The following is a 19,241-nucleotide window of genomic DNA, read 5'->3' as shown; positions in this document are numbered from 1 at the left end:
GCTTCGATCCACAGGAGTGAAACTCATTGCATGGAGAGGCGGTAAAGCCTACAAAGCTTGGGCGGGAAGCGGAGCCACAGGTTTACATCAGGTATTACCCTAAGGTTTGGCACGAAAGTGTCCGGTGGACATTTTCGCTGAAGCGGCTATCTCCAAAGAATACTTTTCCGCTGAAGATCGCTCCCGCCCAAGCGAGTAGGCGAGCCTTGGAGTGCTGAGTTCGAAGACACTGCTACAAGAAGGTTTAACCCGTGCGAAGACAGTGTCTTCGTCGCACGAATTAGCTGGTCTTGCACGGATGTGGACGAAGCCGCCCCTGCCCAAGCGACCCTATTTCATCAAAATTTAATTCCCACCCATTCATAGGGTTTTTTCTCCATTTTGTGGCAATACTAAAAAGAGAATTGCTAGGAGGGAAATTTGTACATGAATGGACTCAGCGGAATAGTTATGGTAGTACAGTTAGTATTCGCGGTTGTGATTGGGCTCTATTTTTGGGGAATGCTCAAGTCTCAGCAAGGAAATAAAGTCTCCGTAGAGCGAGAATCACGAAAAGAGCTGGAAAAACTTCAAACTATGCGTAAAATCGCTTTAACCACTCCTTTGTCAGAAAAAACACGACCGGTACACTTTGAAGAAATCATAGGCCAAAAAGAAGGAATCAAAGCCCTGCGGGCTGCACTATGCGGTCCAAATCCACAGCATGTCTTGATATATGGAGCACCGGGGGTTGGTAAAACTGCTGCTGCCCGCTTGATTTTGGAAGAGGCTAAAATGAATCCTCTATCTCCATTTAAGGCCAACGCGCATTTTACTGAAATCGATGGCGCCACAGCTCGCTTTGATGAAAGGGGAATTGCAGATCCTCTCATAGGCTCAGTCCATGATCCTATCTATCAAGGTGCCGGGGCAATGGGCCTGGCCGGAATTCCTCAGCCCAAGCAGGGGGCAGTCACTAAAGCACATGGGGGAATTTTATTCATTGATGAAATTGGCGAGCTCCATCCAATTCAAATTAATAAGCTCTTAAAAGTCTTGGAAGATCGGAAAGTAACTCTAGAAAGTGCCTACTATAGCTCTGAAGATTGTAATATCCCTCAACACATCCACGATATATTTCAGAACGGCTTGCCCGCTGACTTTAGACTTGTGGGGGCAACGACTCGCAGTCCGGAACAAATTCCACCGGCCATCCGCTCCAGGTGTATGGAGGTCTACTTTCGAGGCTTACTGCCTGATGAAATTGCCGAAATTGCTCGGGTTGCTGCAGCAAAGATGGAAATTCCCATCACTCCGGAAGCTGTTAATGTGGTTAAACAATTTGCCGGCAACGGCCGAGAAACCGTCAATATGGTTCAACTCGCCGCGGGAGTAGCTTTGACTGAGGGCCTTCCGGAGATCAACGTGAAAACTGTAGAGTGGGTTGTGGAAACCGGTCAGTATACACCCCGTCCGGATAAGAAGGTACCCAAAGAGCCAAGTATCGGTTTGGTCAATGGCCTGGCAGTGTATGGCCCTAATATGGGCAGACTCCTGGAGTTAGAAGTTACAGCCCTTCCTGTCAATCCGGGTAAGGGAGCACTGTTGGTTACCGGGATCGTTGAGGAAGAAGAACAAGGAGACTCAGGCAAGAAAATCCGGCGCAAGAGCATGGCCAGAAGTTCTGTAGAGAATGTCTTGACAGTCTTGAGAAGGCAAATGGCCTTAGAACCTAAAGACTTCGATATCCATGTTAACTTTCCCGGCGGCGGCCCGGTAGATGGCCCCTCGGCAGGGATTGCTATAGCAACTGCCATTGTTTCCGCGATACGTCAGCAAAAGGTTGATAATTATCTGGCCATGACAGGGGAACTTTCAATTCGCGGACGAGTTAACCCAATTGGTGGGGTCACCGCCAAGATTGAAGCTGCGAAGCAGGCAGGGTGTAAAAAAGTTTTAATACCTAAAGAAAATTGGCAAGAGCGCTTTTCGGAGCTAAAGGATGCGATAGAAATAATTGCCGTTGAAGAGCTATCTGAAGTTTTCGAACGTGCCTTTATCCCGGAAATCAAGCTGGAGAAAGTCGAGACGCGGCCACCCATAGAGGAGGTTTTAAGCCGCTTAGATTTTGCCACGGTCAACAAAGCAGTAACAAAAATTGTTGCTAATTTGCCTGAACAGGGCAAAACATGTTAGAATAGTTCAAGATAAGTTTGGCACACTAGCTGTAGTGTGTCTTTTTTTCACAAGATTTTTTCAAAAATGGGGGGATATTCGTTGACAATTGAACGTGAATTACCATTACTCCCGTTGCGTGGGATTCTTGTTTTCCCGTATATGGTTATTCATCTGGACGTAGGTAGGGAACGGTCTATGGCCGCAATTGAAAAAGCCATGCTTGATGATCGCATAATACTTTTGACGTCCCAGAAAGAGACCGAGATTGATTCCCCAAATCCCGATGATTTGTACGAGATGGGGACAATAGCCGAAATTAAGCAACTTTTAAAACTTCCGGGAGGCACCATGCGGGTTCTTGTTGAAGGGATTTCGCGGGGCCGAATTATTGAATATCTCGAAGAAGAAGAGTATTTCAGAGTTAGTGTGGAAGAGTTAGCTGAAGCAAAACGATCCATGACTCCGGAATTAGAAACCTTAGTTCGAGGAATGACTCATCAATTTGAGGAATATGCCAAACTAGGTAAACGGGTTCCCTTAGAAACCATAGGGACTGTATTAGCAGTTGAAGAACCGGGACGTTTAGCAGATATTGTGGCTTCTCACCTGAACTTAAAAGTTCCGGATAAACAAACCATCTTAGAAGCTATGTCTGTCGAACTTCGCTTGGAGCGCCTAACGGAACTCATCATGCGGGAGATTGAGCTACTAGAATTGGAACGACGCATTGGGCAAAGAGTGCGCAAGCAAATGGATAAGGCCCAGAAAGAATACTATCTGAGAGAACAAATAAAAGCCATCCAAAAAGAACTTGGAGATAAGGATGAACGGCAGGCCGAGGCAGACGAATACCGGGAAAAGGTAGCCAAAGCCAAGTGTCCTAAAGAAGTGGAAGAAAAAGCTCTTAAAGAAATTGAGCGACTGGAAAAGATGCCTCCATCGTCAGCAGAGGGTACTGTTGTACGTACCTATTTAGATTGGCTTTTAGTTCTTCCTTGGACAAAATCGTCTAGGGATAAGATAGATTTGAATCGTTCCGAAGATATTTTGAATCAAGATCATTATGGATTAGAAAAAGTTAAAGAAAGAATTCTGGAGTTTTTGGCTATCCGCAAGTTAACTCCAAAAATGAAAAGCCCCATTCTTTGCTTGGTCGGGCCGCCCGGGGTAGGAAAGACCTCCTTAGCCAAATCCATTTCCCGATCCCTGAATCGCAAGTTTGTGCGTATGTCCTTAGGGGGATTGCGTGATGAAGCTGAAATTCGCGGGCATCGTCGTACTTATATCGGGGCATTGCCGGGACGAATAATTCAGGGAGTACGCACTGCTGGAACACGAAACCCTGTTTTCCTGCTCGATGAGATTGATAAAATGTCCTCAGATTTTCGTGGTGATCCGGCTTCAGCTCTCTTAGAAGTCCTAGATCCGGAACAAAACAATACCTTTACGGATCACTATCTTGAAGTGCCCTTTGACTTATCCCAAACCCTGTTTGTTTTAACGGCTAACACATTGCACACAATTCCTCGTCCACTCCTGGACAGAATGGAAATAATCAACATCAGCGGGTATACAGAAGATGAGAAACTGAATATTGCCAGTCGATATTTAGTGCCTAAACAACTGGAAGCCCATGGACTTAGCAAAGAAGTATTTACCTTGGAAGATGATATCCTACTCAAACTGCTTCAAGGGTATACCAGAGAATCCGGAGTGCGGGGTCTCGAGCGACAGGTAGCAAACCTTTGTCGGAAAATAGCTGTTCGCTGGGTGAAGAAGGAATGGGAACCTCATACCTTGACGGTTGAAGATTTAGAATCCACCCTGGGTGCACCCCGGTATCATTTCCAAGTAGCGGGAAAATCTCCGGAAATCGGGGCAGTAACCGGCCTGGCCTTCACAGAAGTAGGTGGCGTAGTTCTAACCGTAGAAGTGACTCCACTACCGGGAAAGGGCAGGTTAACCATTACCGGACAATTAGGGGATGTCATGAAGGAATCAGCTCAAGCTGCGTGGACCTTCGTCCGGGCCTATGCTACTCAGCTGGGAATTGAAGAAGACTTTTATGATAGAACGGATCTGCACATCCACGTTCCGGAAGGTGCGACACCTAAAGATGGACCTTCAGCCGGGATTACCATGGCCACAGCAATAGCTTCGGCAATTGCCAAACGCTATGTGCGCCATGATCTGGCCATGACAGGTGAGATTACCTTGCGGGGCAATGTCCTGCCAATCGGTGGTGTTAAGGAAAAGGTTTTAGCGGCACATCGAGCGGGGATCAAAGTCGTCGTTCTTCCCGAGGAAAATCGTAAAGACCTAGAAGAAATCCCGGAAAACGTACGGAAAATACTTGAGTTTCACTTTGTAAGCAGAATCGAGGAAGTCCTGGAACTGGCGCTTTTACCCTTAGCCCATTCTGATAAAGTCCAGGAAAATGTCCCGGTACACTCATACGGTCAAAGCGGAATACCGGACACCCAACCAATCCGAGAAGAACGGCCGACCACCTGCTAAAAAGGCCTAGCAGGCTTTTTAGCAGAAATAAGGAAAGTCCATTTCAAGAAGTGGGATTCTCGGAATTGATAAATTGGATGCATTACCTTGTTGCCAAGGAGCGTGAGAGGAGAACCTCCGCGCTCCTTATAGCCCATTGCATTAATACATATATCCCGAAAGGAAGAGGATACCTTGATCGTCGTTAAAAAAGCAGAGTATGTAGCTTCTGCTGTAAAATATGAGCAATATCCAGTTGATGGATTGCCGGAGATAGCCATGGCGGGACGGTCAAATGTTGGCAAGTCGTCTCTGATTAACAGCTTTTTAGGCCGGCGTAATTTGGCCCGGACAGGAAATACCCCGGGAAAGACCCAAACCTTGAATTTTTATCGGGTCAACGATGCCTGGTTCTTAGTTGATTTGCCGGGCTATGGCTATGCCAAGGTGGCCAAGACGGTAAATGCTCAATGGGGCCCAATGATGGAGAATTACCTCAAAAAGCGTGAGCCCTTGCGGGCAGTCATTCAAATTGTCGACATCCGTCACGCCCCCAGTGTTGAGGATATTGAAATGCAGCAGTGGCTGCGTACAATGGAGGTTCCCACTATGGTTGTGGCAACTAAAGTGGATAAAATCTCGCGGGGGCAGTTGCCTAAGCATTTGAAGGTTATTGCCAATGCTTTGGAGATTCCGGATGTTTCCCTGATTCTACCCTTTTCCGCACAAACAGGGGTTGGGAAAAAGGAGTTAAATGAGGCGATTGAGGAGATTTTGGGGTTAGATCTGGAGGGGACAGAGAAGGTTTGACCTGGAGTGATTTCTTAATCTTGTCCGGCTCTGAGGCGGAGCGCTTGTCAGCACGCGTCTGCGAGTTGCGCCGCTGGCTCGCTGGACGGTTCGCGAGCGCGTCCGAACCTCAGGGCTATTCTGCATGTGAACCTGCGGCGCGCTACGGAGACGCGAACCGTCGGCACTCGCCTTAGCGCGGCTTCACTGACGCATCCGCTTAGCAGACAAGCGCTCCTTCAGGTAGTTTGTTGGGAAGTAAGCAGAAATTGTGGGACTCAGGTCAGGCTTAGCAATTACCCAGAGGTTTGGTACGATAGTCTCCAGCGGAGAGTATCGCCAAAGCCGTGATCCCTTAAGGAATCCCTACCGGCGTAGGATACATTTTCGCTGAAGCGGCTATCTCCAAAGAATACTTATCCGCTGAAGAAGCTCTCACGCCAGCGAGTTGGCGAGCCTCGGAGTGCTGAGTTCACGTATGTGGAAGAAGCTGCCCGACCCGAGCAATCCTTTTTCATCACCTGATGGACACGCTTAAGAATAAAAGACCCGAAAGACAGGGCGGCTTCGATCCACAGGAGTGAAACTCATTGCATGGAGAGGTGATAAAGCCTACAAAGCTTGGGCGGGAAGCGGAACCGCAGGTTCACATCAGGTATTACCCTGAGGTTTGGTGGAGCTCCCGCCCAAGCGAGTAGGCGAGCCTCGGAATGCTGAGTTTCGAAGACACTGCTGCAAGAAGGTTTAACCCGTGCGAAGACAGTGTCTTCGTCGCACGAATTAGATAGTCTTGCAGGATGTGGACGAAGCCGCCTGACCCCAGGGACCCAAGGCCTTTAAACCAAGAGGGCGTTGCAAACTACTGAACAGTAGCCGGCAACACCCTCTTGGTTTATTTTACTTATCTAACTTCCCGAAGCTACTAAGCGGCCAATACCGAACCCAAACCTTCCCCGTTATATTTACCTTAGGCAAAAACCCCCACCTGTGGCCATCATTGCTGGCGGGCCGATTATCCCCGAGAACAAAATAGGAGTCGGCTGGAACTGTAACCGGACCGTATTGGTAATCCGGCTTATCTAGAAGGTAATTCTCCTCAAGGGCTGTCTCATTGACGAAAACCTGCCCGTTTTTTATTTCGATTTTCTCGCCGGGCAATCCAATAACCCTTTTGACCAGATCATCTTTTTCGCCGGAACTGGGGGTAGGATGAAACACTACTATGTCCTTACGCTCTATTGTCCTAAATTTAAAGAGAAGTTTATCGACAAGCAATCGATCCTGGAGTTGAATAGTTGGCAACATGGAGCCTGAAGGCACAATCCTATTATCTAAAATAAACGTTCTGACTACCAAGGATAGAATGAGAGCAACCGCCAAAACCTCAACTACTTCTAATAGACCCTTCCACCGATTATTCAAGCTAATTCCTCCTGTAGAGTCAAGAATTTGAGCTCACTGTAAGTAATTATAACTCTGAAGTGAACTATTTACAAAACGGTCTCAGTCTCAGCCTCAGCCTCGGCTTTAAACATTGAGCTCGTTTTATCATAAAAGAATTCTCGCCCTCGTATAGTTATAGAGCGAGAATTGCAAAAAGCTGATTATTGGAAGACCCTCAGGAGTTTTTAGTAAGAAGAAGGGAGGGTAAGGGTTGAGAGATATAGGGATGTTGATAATAAGTCTGGGAATCATCTTGATTGGAGCAGAAGCCTTTACTAATGGGATAGAGTGGCTGGGAAAGAGACTAAGGCTGGGAGCAGGTGCCGTGGGAAGTATCTTTGCAGCCGTCGGAACTGCCTTGCCTGAAACCATGGTGCCCATCATGGCCATTTTAGGAGGTGTGGGCCCCGAAGGAGCAGAAATTGGCATAGGAGCTATTCTGGGTGCTCCCTTTATGCTGGCGACGGTAGCCTTTTTCATAACCGGTGTTTCAGCCCTGGTGTTTCGCCGTCGGAACCTGCCTTTGCGTTTGGATCCTAAAGTTGTCAATCATGATCTGCAGTTTTTTCTGATTGTCTACTTTCTGGCCATTGTAGCGTCTTTCTTACCCACCCAAAACCTTAAAAATGCTACGGCAGTTTGCTTGGTTGCAGCCTATGGTGTTTATGTATACCAAACAATCCGTGATTGCAAGGATGATTGCCAGCATGAGGAATTAGCGCCCCTTTATATGGAGAGGAACTCAAGTTTTCCCTCAACAGGCATGATTTTGCTACAAATCACCTTGGCTTTAGTAGCCATAGTTTTTGGAGCGGATCGTTTTGTCAATGCTGTACAACCGATTGCGGTGGCAATTGGGGTTCCAGTATTTGTGCTATCTTTAATTATCACGCCTATTGCCACGGAGCTGCCGGAGAAGTTCAATAGTGTGCTTTGGGTTCGTAAAGGAAAGGATACTCTGGCCATGGGGAATTTGACCGGAGCAATGGTCTTTCAAAGCTCCGTGATTCCGGCAATCGGAATTGCCTTAACTCCCTGGAAGCTGGATCCTTTAGCTTTGTGGAGTGCCCTGCTGGCTTTAGGTGCAGCCGTAATTCCCTTTATGTCTCTGCGGCGCAGAGGGGAGATTCTTCCTACGACTCTCTTGATAGGCGGGGCCTTTTACCTAACCTTTATTTGGACAGTTGTTCGTTTTTCGATCCACTAAACTCCACAACAAGCATACCTGCTAAGACCAAGCCTGCGCCAAGAAATCCTCTGGGTGTTAAAAACTCGCCGGCCAGAAAATAGGCTGAGATTGCGGCAAAGACAGGTTCCATGGAAAAAATAAGGGCTGTATGAGTAGAACTGGTAAATTGCTGCATTTTTGACTGCACAAAAAAGGCAATCGAAGTGGCAGGGATAGCAGTTACTAACAAGCCAACCCAAGCCGTTGAACTAAAGTTGATGGATGGTTGGGGAAAAATAAAAGATGAAATACCGCTTAAAACACTTACCGTGAGGATCTGGATACTGGCTAATACTGTAGCATTAGTTGATGGAGCATAACGTCCAACAAAGTAAATATGTAAAGCAAAGCTAATGGCACAAACCAGAATCATCAGATCTCCATTGTTGAGTTGAAAACTATTACTTAGGGAAAGCAGAGCCAGACCGATTAAAGCGAAGAGAACCCCAAGTACGAGACTTCGGCTGGGGAGCTTCTTAGTGGTTATAGCTACTAAAGTCGGAACAAATACGACAGAGAGTCCGGTAATAAAACCTGCGTTTGAGGAGGTCGTATATTGCAATCCCACGGTTTGCCAAGCATAGCCCGAAAACAGGAAAGTCCCGATTGCTGCACCTCTAAGTAAAGTATCCCAGTTAAGATGCTTTTTCTGGAACCAGAGGAACGGTAATAAACTCACAAAGGCAATGGCAAAGCGAACCGCCAGAAAGGGAAAAGGCGGGAGATCGACAATAGCCCATTTAACAATGACAAAGGTTGATCCCCAAACGAGGGTAATTAAGAGCAGAGATAGATCTGCCCAGTAGCTTTTGTTAAGCAAATTGATTACTTCCTTTCTGAAACCAAAAACAACTTGGCTGTTAGTACAAAAAATTCTATGAAAAACTTGCAGCAACCGAGCCTATGATGTGAATATATATGAATATAGATATGAAAAAAGGTCGTTGCGTAAGATACGCAACGACCTTTTCTGATTAACCCAGAAATTAAAACAGAAAGCTTGGTGTGGCACTGGTTTACGATATTTATAGTATAACGGATCTAATTCCAACTGAAAAGAAGTATTTACTAACCTCTCCCTCCGTCCTGAGGTCCAGGTAAACAAACTACCGGTTCCGGCTCCGGTTCCTCGATTGGAGTATAAAGAGGAGGTGGAGAGCAGGGAGGCGGTGGTGGACAGAATTCAGTGCAATATTGTTGCTTAGCTTGACAGAATAAATGGTAGTGTCGTTCTTCGTCAGCCGCCATTTCGGTTAAAATGCATTGGATTTCAGGAATAGGAATTTTGGCCGCCAGTTCCAGATATTCGCGATGGTCTCTGGCTTCATCCTCAATGTTAGAGTCAAGGAGTTGACAAAGATCCGTGGTGTAATTGACAAAACGGGATCGCCAATCCACCCAATGACCATTACTCAAGGCCCCATACTTGGGATCGACACCCAGATGGCGTAGGGCCAGGGCCAATTTCTCAAGGTGTTGCATTTCGTCATAGGCAATAGGTCGCAGCAAGGCGTCAAATTCCGGTCTATCCAGCAGCACTGCTTGATAGAGATAGGTAGTAATGGCAGTTAATTCCGAATCCTTTCCTCCATAGGCTTCATATAACCACATTGCATATGTAAAGGTAGGTTCGGGAATTTCTACTGGTCCAGGCCGTGACGGTGGTTCACAGCTTTCGGGGAAGGGCAGCAGCAGAACTTGACCGGCATAGATTCGATCGGGATGCTTCAAATGGTTAAGCTGAATGATTTCTGACATTTCTACATTATAGGCTTTAGCAATCTTGTAGATGGTGTCCCCGGCATTAACGATATATCGTGCATAATCCATTGAGGATTCCTCCCTTATGTGTTTCATTAGCACAATATATTCGGGGGGAAAGAAACATGATAATGGGTAATATTGGCTTAATTTCGGAATGTATTGGACAAGACGAACGTATTTATGTATAAGAGATTAAATCACTGACTAAATCACAGTATTAATACCAAAAAGGGGGGGCAGAAATGGGTTCATATGTCTTAAGAGGAATTACAACAGCCTTACTTATAACGGTTTTGACTCTTTTTGCGGGCATAGCCTGGAGTTCCATGGGTCTACAAGGATTAAGTATTTCCCAACTCATAGATATTGGGCTCCTGGCGAGTTGCCTAATAGGTGGTTATCGTACGGCAAAAGAAAGTAAACTATGGTTCTTGGGGGGAGTGACCGGAGCAGGATATGTGGCAGTAGGAACCCTCCTATTAGCCTTGTTTTTGCCAATTAGAGTCATGGGTTTTATTCAGGTTTTAGCCGAAGGAACTTTGATTGGTCTAGTGGCGGGAGCCTTTGGAGCGGGGAATAGCAGAAAAACTGCCAGTGTATGGAATGAGCGGAGAGAGAACCCGGATTACGCTCTAGCATATGCTGGATATGGCAAAGATGCAGGGGATAATAATTATGGTAGGGATAATAACTACAATAAGTATAACTACGATAGAGATAATAACTATGATAGTGACAGCGACAATGATTGGGATAGAGAAGAGGAATACGTTCCGAGGTTTAAAACTTCTGGGCCAAAATGGCTCGAAGGGACGGATGGCGAGTTGCCGGAGTCACCCCGAACAACGTCTGATTCAGTGGTAGAGTGGCCCTGGGATAGAGAACCTGCTATAGAGTACGAGAATCGAAATACAAATCAAACTGCAACTACAAGTAAATATGCAAATAAAAATAGTTATACAGATACGAGTAAGAATAATTATTGGACAGAGACCACAGAGCCAAGGTTCGAGAGAAATGATATAGTTGTGCGGAGCAGAGGGGAAGAACAAGCAAAGCCTTGGTGGGAGTAATCGACAAAAACCATGATAGTAAACTTGCTCAGCTATAGCTGAACATAGAAACTTCGGTGACATAAGTCGCCAGTGACGATAGTATCCGGTAGACACTATCGTCACTGGCGACTTATGCTACTTAGAGTACTCACCGCCTGAGGATGATTTGTGCCGAAGGCCCAGAGCTATTGACGAATACTTTTCGCCATAGTATAACTCTGCCCCAACAGAAGCAGAATAAGGAACACCCACTTAAGAGTGGGAGTCTCGAAATAAAGTTAGCGGAAAATTATATTTAAAGCAGGAATTTGATGTATTGATTGAGAATTATTTTAATGATGATGAATTATGGAGAATTAACCAATAAGTAATTGAAGCAGATCTGATGATTCAAGAAATTTTTTTTATTAAACAAGGCATGCTGAAAAAATGAATAGAAATTCATATTAGGGCTTCAGGAATCCGAAAATAGCCATAAGGTTTGGTTTTGTTATGTATATGAAACAAAAGGAGGACGAAACAATGAATTTCTTAGAAATAGCTCAAACTCGTCGCAGTCTACGAACCTATTTGGACAAACCTGTTGAGAAGGAGAAGCTGGAATATGTTTTAGAATGTGCTCGGCTTGCACCCTCTTGGAAGAATATGCAGTGTTGGCGCTTTATCGTAATCGATGAAGCAGCAGGGCGGGAGGCCGTGGCCGAAAGCATGGGGGAAAGCAATCCCGGACGCAAAGCTTTAATGACGGCACCGCTTATTGTGGTACTCTGTGCAGTCCCTAAAGAATCAGAAGTTTGGGAAGGCAAGGATAATATGATGCTTGATGCAGGACTTGCCATGGAGCATCTGATTCTGGCCGCGACAGAACAAGGTTTAGGAACCTGTTGGCAAGGACTCTTTTCAGAAGAAACAATTCGCGCAGCTTTGGATATCCCGGATGATGTCCGGGTTGTAGCCATGACTCCTTTGGGCTATGCTGCCGAGGAACGGCGTCCTCGCCCTCGTAAGGCTATGTCTGAAATAGTGTTCCATAAAAAATGGGGTCAAGCTTAGTAATTCTACATTATAATTTTTGGCCAATATTCAAAGAAACCCTTACAAATAGCGAGGGTTTCTTTAAATTCGCAAATTTATTCTAATGAGAAAAAACTATATTCATTATTAACTTTTTTTATACAGAGAGAAAAGATTAGAATCTGTGAAGTTGTGTATATTTCGTGTTACTAGCGTTCGACGCTGCAGAAAATATGTAAAAAAGAGGCGTCTCCTAACCAGCAAGTTAGGAGACGCCTTCTACCTTTGGGGATCTTTTTAATTATTCTTGAGTTTCAGTTGGAACCTCTTCCTCTGTCTCTTCAACGATTTGTGCTGCATTCACATCAGACACCATTTGTTGAATTTTCTCAGTACTGTCCAGCTCAGCGTCTGCAGCTTCGGAGATAGCAGTTTGATAAGCCTCTAGGTTAGCTTCAATAGCATCCTCAGAAGTAACCCCAGCAGCAATCAGGTCTTGAAGGCTGATCGCTGCAGCGGATTCATTTTGGTCAATATCTTCGATTTTGGCGATGGCTGCAGCTAGAACCTCAGCTGCTTCAGCTGCATTCACATCAGACACCATTTGTTGAATTTTCTCAGTGCTGTCCAGCTCAGCGTCTGCAGCTTCGGAGATAGCAGTTTGATAAGCCTCTAAGTTAGCTTCAATAACATCTTCAGAAGTGACCCCAGCAGCAATCAGGTCTTGCAGGCTGATAGCTGCAGCGGATTCACTTTGCTCAATACCTTCAATTTTTGCGATGGCTGTTGCTTTAGCCTCGGCAGCCTCTTTAGCAGCATTGATGGTAGCAACCATTTCTTGAATTTTTTCGGTGCTGTTAAGGGCAGAGTCTGCCGCTGTCGAAATTGCAGCTTGATAGTCGGCCAGGTTATCTTCCAGAACGTCAGTAGCAATCACCCCGGCATCAATTAAGTCCTGCTTAGCAATGCCTGAAGCGTCTGCGCCTAGGACAATGCTGTCAATTTTTTCAATGGCTGCGGCTCTTGTAGCTGCTGCTTCACGAGCATCAGCAATGTCACTGAGAACACTGTCCGCAATAACGGCAGTACCGCCTAAGGCAGTTACAATGCTGGTCTCAGACAATTTATCAAGGATATAGTCCGTGCCATCATTAGCATCCCCTTTAGTCAGAATAATCCCGGCATTAAACTGGGCAGCCAAAGGAGCGCCGGCTAAAGCATCGATGGCAGTTTCCCCATTTGCTAAGAAAACGTTATCATATTCCAAAACATCGTCAAAAGCTTTGAGCACTTCAAGATTCGTGTCATAGGCAGTGTCTCCGAAATGACGGGTAGCGTCAGGCAATTCGGCTTCAACATCTTCACTGATTACAGCTGTTCCGCCGATAACATCTGTGGCGACAATGCTCTCATTTTCAGAGAGGAAATCTTGGACACTTTCAGGAATTGCATCAACTTCTGTTAAGAGAATTGGCTGAGTTTGAGCCGCTGCGATGGAGGCGATAGAAAGGGCATCCTGATTTAACCAGCCATAAGCAACGGCAACTTTATTAATTGAGGCTCCCAGTTCAACCATTTTATTGGCAATATTAACTGAAGTTTCGAAGCGATCTTTTCCACCTAGGGGAACAACTGTGATATCCATTTCCTCAAGTTGATCTAAGACTGCTTGACTGATTACCGCAGTTCCACTAGTGACATAGATAGTTTTAACTTCAAGTTTTTCCAGTTCATCTTTAGTAGCTTCATTAAGTTCGGATCCGGCTTCTTGGAGAAGAATCGGAGCTTCCAGGAAGGAGGCGAGTGGGCCAGAAGTCAGCGCGTCAACCATCCCATAAGAGGCGGATGAGGCTAAAATAGCAGAGCCTGTCCAGCCGGTTTGGTCAGCAATTTTAACCGCTGTTTCAGCTGCGGTTAATCCTGCTAAACGTTGGGGCATACCGGAAGCAAATGCATTGAAGGGAAGCATGCTTAGGGTCATACCTGCGATGGCTAAAGTTGCTAAAGCTTTTTTGGTCTTTCTCATTAAATGTTGTTCCTCCTCATTTTTAAAAGAAATATTTTTGCAGCAAACTTTTCAAAATGGTTTTCGGGACTTATTTGGTTATCAGAGCCTTTAAAAAATGATTACTTGATATAATTCGCTAAAAAAGAGAAAATCCTTTTTCTTACAAATGGTAATTCGATTCCATAGATGGAAAAAATGAGATAATAATTTCAATTCCTAGACCCATTTTCGGGAATATTATTAATTGACCAGTACAGACTAAGCTTGTTATGGCTAAGTTTAGATTGTGAGATTTAAAGGTGGAGGATTGACCTTTGTTGTTACAGACCGCTCTGCTCATTGTTGTACTTTCAGTCACTGGAACTCTTATTGCATTAGGGATATTTCTTGGCCTTTTTTACTTCATTGGAAAACGTTCGTTCAGAACCATTATGCAACGAATTTTTGGCTTAGCCTTTGAAAGGCTGCTAAGAGACAAATATCCGGAGAATTTAATGGAACTTTGGAGTTCCGTCCGACGTACATCGGTTCAAAACATTTTAGAAATCAGTTTGCGAGCTGAAGAGGGTAAGATTATTCAAAGGCCACTGGGATCGCCAAAACCGTTACCCCATTACGATACCCTAATGTTTGTCGCCGCTCAGATGGCACGTCTGCCTAAGGAGGGAACGATTCCGGTGGACATGAAGGTAACCTTGGGAGCTAAAGCAGAGAAACCCCTTCAGATTGAAATGCCCCTGATGATATCTGGTATGAGTTTTGGCTTAGGTCTTAGTGAACAAGCTAAACTAGCCTTAGCTAGAGCCGCGAAACAAGTGGGTACCGCTGCAAATTCCGGTGAAGGTCCTTTTTTACAGGAGGAACGTGACGAAGCAGGAAAGTTTATTTGGCAAATAAGCCGCAGTACCTGGGGGCGCAACCCACAGGCAATTTCCGCTGCAGATATGTTGGAAGTCCAGATGGGACAGGGGGCCAGGGTGGGGTATTATGCCAAAGAACCCACTGCTGTGAAGGGGAAAGCTCAAAAATTAATGGGCATATCCCCCGTAGAATCAGTGATTACTTCAGCCGTAATTCCAGGGATCTCAACCCCCTGGGACTGGTCGAAGTATGTTGAGGATTTGCGTAAAGAAGCAGCGGGAAAACCCATTGCCATTAAGATTATGGCCACCGGGGCCTTGGAAAGGGATCTGGCGGTTTGTTTGGAAGCGGATTTTGATGTAGTTGTCATTGATGGATCCCAAGGAGGAGCCTCGGGTGGGTCCCCCATGATTTGCGATGACATGGGAATTCCAAGTCTGCTGGCTTTAGTTCGTGCCGAACGCTTTTTGCGAGAACAAGGAGCTCGCAAAGAGGTAAGCTTAGTGGTTTCAGGAGGATACGCAACCCCCGGGGAATGCCTAAAAGCCATTGCCTTGGGTGCGGACGCAATCTATTTAGGAACTGTACCTATCTTCGCCTTAGTGCATAATCAAATTAAAAAGATTCTTCCCTGGGAACCGTTGACCCAGTTAATCTGGTACGATTCTCCCTATAAGCAACGTTTAGATATCCCTTTGGCCAGCAAAAGTGTGGCTAATGTCCTGAAATCGATGACCCTGGAAATGGAAGAGGGGGTGCGAGCTCTGGGGAAGACCTCTCTGTCTGAGCTGGGTCCTAATGATCTTGTTGCTTTAGATGAATGGACGGCTAAGGTAACCGGTATTAAACTGGCGTATTCTTGGGAAGATTAGAAAATAGGGACTGATTTTGACAATATTTATGATGCTGAGTATAATAGATTAATAGTAAATATGAAGATAAACCCAGGGATTGTGAGGAATAGTGATTGTTGCCGCACAGAGAGAAAGACCGGAGCTGGAAGGTCTTTTCGGGAATACACTAAGGTCGCACAGGAGGGGCAGAGGGGAATTAAGTACTTTCTGACGGAAAAACCCGTTAGCGATGCCAAGAGCTGAGATTTAATCTCAGAATAAAGGTGGTACCACGGAAGCTTTTCGTCCTTTGATGGGGGAAGGGCTTTTTTACGTCGAGGGGGAGGAAGCATCTTAGCCCGGTCGCACACTCCTTCGGCGCGAAAGTATTCGTCTATGGCCCTGCGCCTTCGGCGATAGTGTCCACCGGACACTATCGTGCTATTCCCTTGTCGCTAAGGCTAAAACGCAAAACCTCCGGGCTTTCTGCATGTGAACCGTTGCGTTTCTTCACGCCTTATCGCCTGCGCTCATTGACGCGATTCCACTAAAGTGCTCCCTAAGCTAAGAAACTTCCTCTAGGCTTAGGGGTCGACGGGGGATGGGAGACGTTGTTGTCGGGGGGGCTGTTTGCGTCATTGACGCAAAGGCGCATGCAAGAAGTTTTCTGCGAGTTTTGCTTGTGACGGGATCCTCAATCAGGATGAGGGCTTGAGATTAGCCTTGAGTGCCTTTTCAGGGTTGTTCAATCCTAGGTTAGACTATAGTAGGAGACTGAAAGTAAGAGAAAGCTTACATACAGTGCCAAATCAGAAAGTCGATATTAGAACGAAAGGAGTTCGTGTATATATGGATGAGAATAATAAAGCTGCTAAAGTAGAAATGGCTACGGCTTATGATTCCAGTTCGGTTGAAAGTAAATGGTATCAGTATTGGGAGGAGAATGGCTTTTTTCATGAAGAGGTGAACAAGGAAAAGCCGAACTTTAGTATTGTTATGCCTCCTCCGAATGTTACCGGGGCCCTGCACTTGGGGCATGCCATGGATAGTACGATTCAGGATATTTTAACTCGTTTTAAGCGGATGCAGGGGTTCAATACTCTTTGGGTTCCGGGAACGGATCATGCCGGAATTGCAACTCAGGCCAAGGTTGAGGGGCAGTTAGCGAAGGAAGGAACAAGTCGGCATGAATTGGGACGAGAGAAGTTCTTGGAGCGGGTTTGGGATTGGAAGGCTCAGTATGGAGGGCGGATAACTCAGCAGCTCCGGCGGTTAGGATCTTCTTGTGACTGGGAACGAGAGCGGTTCACCATGGATGAAGGGTGCTCAAAGGCGGTTCGAGAAGCTTTTGTCGATCTCTATGGCAAGGGACTGATTTATAGAGGGAATTACATTGTCAATTGGTGTCCAAAATGTCATACGACGATTTCGGATATTGAAGTTGAACATAACGATCGAGACGGAAATTTGTATCATTTACGCTATCCGGTAAAAGATAGTGCTGAGGCCCTGGTGGTGGCTACCACCAGGCCGGAGACTATGCTGGGGGATACGGCGGTGGCGGTTCATCCTGAGGATGAGCGGTATCGGCATTTAATCGGCAAAACCTTGATCTTACCTCTTATGGATCGGGAGATCCCGATTATCGCGGATGATTATGTAGATCAAGAGTTCGGAACCGGGGCGGTAAAAATAACCCCTGCCCATGATCCCAATGACTTTGAAATGGGACTTCGTCATAATTTGCCTCAGATAATTGTCATGGATAAAGACGCCAAGATGAACGAGTTTGCCGGCAAGTATCAAGGGCTGGATCGCTTTGAGGCCCGTAAAGCGGTGGTCGCCGACCTCAAGGATTCCGGGGTTTTGGTTAAGATCGATCCCCATGCCCATGCCGTAGGAGAGTGCTATCGTTGTACTACGATTATCGAACCTCTGGTCAGTAAACAATGGTTTGTTAAAATGGAGCCCTTGGCTAAACCGGCAATTGAGGTTGTCCGGGACGGCCGCTTAGAGTTTGTTCCTGAGCGCTTTGATAAAATCTACCTGGGCTGGATGGAGAACATCCGGGATTGGTGTATATCTCGGCAGTTATGGTGGGGACACCGGATTCCGGTTTGGTATTGTGAAAAGTGTGGAGCGGAGATCTGTGCAAAAGAGGATCCCTCCGGCTGTCCGACCTGTGGATCTGAGAATCTAAGACAAGATCCTGACGTTTTAGATACCTGGTTTTCCTCCGGGCTTTGGCCTTTCTCCACCTTGGGTTGGCCGGAAAAAACACCGGAACTGGAACAGTTTTATCCTACCTCCGTGCTGGTTACGGGACGAGATATCATTTTCTTTTGGGTTGCCCGGATGATCTTTATGGCTATGGAATTCATGAAGGAAGTACCTTTCCCCAAAGTCATGATTCATGGACTGGTTTTAGATGCCCAGGGACGTAAGATGAGTAAATCCTTAGGCAATGGCGTAGATCCCATTGAGGTTATTGAACAGTATGGAGCAGATACTCTGCGCTTTATGCTAATGACCGGGAACACACCGGGAAATGACCTGCGTTTTCATCCTGAACGGCTGGAAGCCACCAGAAACTTCTCCAATAAAATTTGGAATGCCTCACGTTACGTGCTCTTAAACTTAGAAGATTATCAAGAGGGGCCCCGGGGGGAACTGGCTTTAGCTGACCGCTGGATTTTGACCCGTTATGCTTCCACTGTAGAGAACGTCACTAAAGCCTTAGAAAACTTTGACCTAGGTGAAGCAGGACGATTGCTCTATGAATTTATCTGGAATGAGTTCTGCGATTGGTATATCGAGCTGACTAAACCCCGACTCTATAATAAAGAAGACGTCTTGGCCCGGCACACTGCTCAATCCGTGCTGCTGGAGGTTCTCGAAGGAACTCTGCGTCTCTTGCATCCCTTCATGCCATTTTTAACGGAAGAAATTTGGCAGAACTTCCCCGTGGCAGGAAAAAGTATCATGACTCAGCCTTGGCCGGAAATTCCCGCCTATCAAGATACCGTAGCCGAAGGGAACATGACCCTGCTTATGGAAGCGATTAAAGCCATTCGCAATATTCGAGCAGAAATGAAAGTAGCCCCCGGGCAAAAGGTCGAGATTATCATGCTGGCTGCAGACAAGAATCAGCGGGCCGTTCTGGAAAATGGCAAGGCTGACATTTTGAAATTAGCTGGAGGAGCCAGTGTTGAGTTGTTTGAATCTCTGCCGGAGAAGCCTTCACAATCCGCCAGCGCCGTTCTGGGTGGAGTGGAAATCTATCTCCCTCTCAAAGGGATGATGGATTTAGGTAAAGAAATTGCCCGCTTAGAAAAGGAAATTTCCCTAGCCATACAGGAGCAGCAGGTCTTAGAAACCAAACTAAATAACCCGGGATTCACTAATAAAGCACCTGCTCCGGTAGTTGCTAAAGAACGTGAACGTCTGGAAGCCCTTTTAGTTCGTAAAATCACCTTAGAAGAACGAATCAAAGAATTAAAGCAAGGCTAAGGAGAACTCCTCTGTTCAGGTTTGAGTTAAGATTAGGTTAGGTTTATTTTCTGAATTATAGGTGAGGCAGAGTCCGGCACTCC

Annotated in this window: 12 protein-coding genes and 1 other annotated feature; of the genes, 8 read left to right on the top strand and 4 right to left on the bottom strand. The window is 46.0% G+C overall.

Annotated features, from left to right (window positions below):
• Nucleotides 1-426 precede the first annotated feature (426 nt).
• The 3 genes from lonB to yihA all read left to right on the top strand — a co-directional run bounded on the left by lonB (nucleotide 427) and on the right by yihA (nucleotide 5,463).
• Nucleotides 427-2,175: an ATP-dependent protease LonB gene (gene lonB, locus BLS16_RS15205; protein ID WP_092334542.1), complete on the top strand. Its 1,749-nt coding sequence runs from the start codon at nucleotides 427-429 to the stop codon at nucleotides 2,173-2,175.
• Between the two features lie 66 nt (nucleotides 2,176-2,241).
• Nucleotides 2,242-4,674: an endopeptidase La gene (lon, locus tag BLS16_RS15200; protein ID WP_427846379.1), complete on the top strand. Its 2,433-nt coding sequence runs from the start codon at nucleotides 2,242-2,244 to the stop codon at nucleotides 4,672-4,674.
• Nucleotides 4,675-4,848: 174 nt separating this feature from the next.
• A complete protein-coding gene (gene yihA, locus BLS16_RS15195; RefSeq protein ID WP_092334540.1) occupies nucleotides 4,849-5,463 on the top strand; it encodes a ribosome biogenesis GTP-binding protein YihA/YsxC in 615 nt (204 codons plus the stop codon).
• 876 nt (nucleotides 5,464-6,339) lie between these two features.
• Here yihA and lepB read toward each other — a convergent pair.
• Nucleotides 6,340-6,864, bottom strand: a complete 525-nt coding sequence (gene lepB, locus BLS16_RS15190) for a signal peptidase I (protein ID WP_092334539.1) — start codon at nucleotides 6,862-6,864, stop codon at nucleotides 6,340-6,342.
• A 232-nt stretch (nucleotides 6,865-7,096) separates the two neighbouring features.
• Here lepB and BLS16_RS15185 point away from each other — a divergent pair, with 232 nt between their 5' ends.
• Entirely contained in the window at nucleotides 7,097-8,092 is a 996-nt protein-coding gene (locus BLS16_RS15185) for a sodium:calcium antiporter (RefSeq protein WP_092334538.1), read from the top strand.
• Here the strand turns inward: BLS16_RS15185 and BLS16_RS15180 are convergent.
• A complete protein-coding gene (locus BLS16_RS15180) occupies nucleotides 8,058-8,933 on the bottom strand; it encodes a DMT family transporter (RefSeq protein ID WP_092334537.1) in 876 nt (291 codons plus the stop codon). The genes BLS16_RS15185 and BLS16_RS15180 overlap by 35 nt on opposite strands.
• Nucleotides 8,934-9,181: 248 nt before the next feature.
• A complete protein-coding gene (locus BLS16_RS15175) occupies nucleotides 9,182-9,943 on the bottom strand; it encodes a LysM peptidoglycan-binding domain-containing protein (RefSeq protein ID WP_092334536.1) in 762 nt (253 codons plus the stop codon).
• Nucleotides 9,944-10,119: 176 nt separating this feature from the next.
• On the opposite strand from BLS16_RS15175, the gene BLS16_RS15170 reads away from it, so the two are divergent.
• Nucleotides 10,120-10,950 (top strand): TIGR04086 family membrane protein, encoded by an 831-nt coding sequence (locus tag BLS16_RS15170; protein WP_092334535.1) that lies wholly within the window; start codon nucleotides 10,120-10,122, stop codon nucleotides 10,948-10,950.
• A 504-nt stretch (nucleotides 10,951-11,454) separates the two neighbouring features.
• Nucleotides 11,455-11,985 carry a nitroreductase family protein gene (locus BLS16_RS15165; protein ID WP_092334534.1) on the top strand — a complete coding sequence of 177 codons (531 nt, stop codon included), beginning with the start codon at nucleotides 11,455-11,457 and terminating at the stop codon, nucleotides 11,983-11,985.
• 262 nt (nucleotides 11,986-12,247) lie between these two features.
• On the opposite strand, the gene BLS16_RS15160 is transcribed toward BLS16_RS15165, so the two are convergent.
• Nucleotides 12,248-13,972, bottom strand: a complete 1,725-nt coding sequence (locus tag BLS16_RS15160; RefSeq protein ID WP_092334533.1) for a cell wall-binding repeat-containing protein — start codon at nucleotides 13,970-13,972, stop codon at nucleotides 12,248-12,250.
• A gap of 296 nt (nucleotides 13,973-14,268) precedes the next feature.
• Between BLS16_RS15160 and BLS16_RS15155 the strand changes: the two genes are divergently transcribed.
• Both BLS16_RS15155 and BLS16_RS15150 read left to right on the top strand, forming a co-directional pair.
• Nucleotides 14,269-15,687: an FMN-binding glutamate synthase family protein gene (locus tag BLS16_RS15155; RefSeq protein WP_092334532.1), complete on the top strand. Its 1,419-nt coding sequence runs from the start codon at nucleotides 14,269-14,271 to the stop codon at nucleotides 15,685-15,687.
• 66 nt (nucleotides 15,688-15,753) lie between these two features.
• Nucleotides 15,754-15,962 (top strand) — a binding site (T-box leader).
• 535 nt (nucleotides 15,963-16,497) lie between these two features.
• On the top strand, nucleotides 16,498-19,158 hold the full coding sequence (locus BLS16_RS15150; RefSeq protein WP_092334531.1) for a valine--tRNA ligase: 2,661 nt from the start codon (nucleotides 16,498-16,500) through the stop codon (nucleotides 19,156-19,158).
• Nucleotides 19,159-19,241: the final 83 nt, after the last annotated feature.

This window comes from Desulfosporosinus hippei DSM 8344, from assembly GCF_900100785.1.
Classification (GTDB): domain Bacteria; phylum Bacillota; class Desulfitobacteriia; order Desulfitobacteriales; family Desulfitobacteriaceae; genus Desulfosporosinus; species Desulfosporosinus hippei.
The sequence above is the reverse complement of the archived record's forward strand: the minus strand, read 5'-3'. Positions and strand labels throughout refer to the sequence as shown.